General features: G+C 65.2%; 1 protein-coding gene and 2 rRNA genes. All 3 read right to left on the bottom strand.

What is annotated here, in order from left to right; genetic code table 11:
* Positions 1–220: hypothetical protein (locus tag PUR61_RS05675; RefSeq protein ID WP_329876255.1), on the bottom strand; the 220-nt coding region annotated here is incomplete at its 3' end.
* A gap of 314 nt (positions 221–534) precedes the next feature.
* Positions 535–651: ribosomal RNA gene (gene rrf / locus PUR61_RS05670) — 5S ribosomal RNA — on the bottom strand.
* A 109-nt stretch (positions 652–760) separates the two neighbouring features.
* Positions 761–899 (bottom strand): 23S ribosomal RNA (locus PUR61_RS05665); the annotation flags it as partial.

Here is an 899-nt window from a genome sequence, read left to right as displayed (position 1 = left end):
GGGCGGTCGTCACGACGGAAGCCGCCGCGGTCGCCGCCACGGTCGTCACGGTCACGACCGAAACCACCGGACGGACGGTCATCGCGGCCACGGTAACCGCCACCGCTACCACCCGAGGGGCGGTCGTCACGGCCACGGAAGCCGCCGCCACTGCCACCTCGGTCGCCACGGTCGTCACGGCGCGGGCCGTCACCACCGCGGTCGTCGCGGCGAGGACCACGGTCGTTGGACCAGCCCCCGCGAGACCGGGGCTCGTAGCCGCGGCCGTCGTCCGATCGACGCTCGGGACGGTCCTGGGGCTGGTTCGACATTGTGGTGACTCCTTCTGCTGCTTCAGCTACACCGCGGACCGGGCGACACCACTGCCCTCACGCGGTTCGGCGCCGGCCTCCTGGCCGCGCACCTTCTCCATTGTCCGACATCCCCGGGCACCTCGCGCCTGGGCGAAAGTCCCGTGCCGGCCGTACACACGCACTTACAACACAAAAAAGCCGCGGCCCCAGCGAATCGCTGGGGCCGCGGCTTTGAATAATTGTTCGGCGGCGTCCTACTCTCCCACAGGGTCCCCCCTGCAGTACCATCGGCGCTGTGAGGCTTAGCTTCCGGGTTCGGAATGTAACCGGGCGTTTCCCTCACGCTATGACCACCGAAACCCTATCGGGTATTCAGCGAAACACACTTTTTAATTGATAAGTGCTTCTTGTGTTCGCCGGCGATAGCTGTTCGCTACCCGGGAACCACACAGTGAACGCGAGCGTCTGAGGACAAGCCCTCGGCCTATTAGTACCGGTCAACTCCACCCCTCACAGGGCTTCCATATCCGGCCTATCAACCCAGTCGTCTACTGGGAGCCTTACCCTCTCAAGGAGGTGGGAGTGCTCATCTCGAAGCAGGCTTCC

Source organism: Streptomyces sp. BE20, from assembly GCF_036322525.1.
GTDB lineage: Bacteria > Actinomycetota > Actinomycetes > Streptomycetales > Streptomycetaceae > Kitasatospora.
The sequence above is the reverse complement of the archived record's forward strand: the minus strand, read 5'-3'. Positions and strand labels throughout refer to the sequence as shown.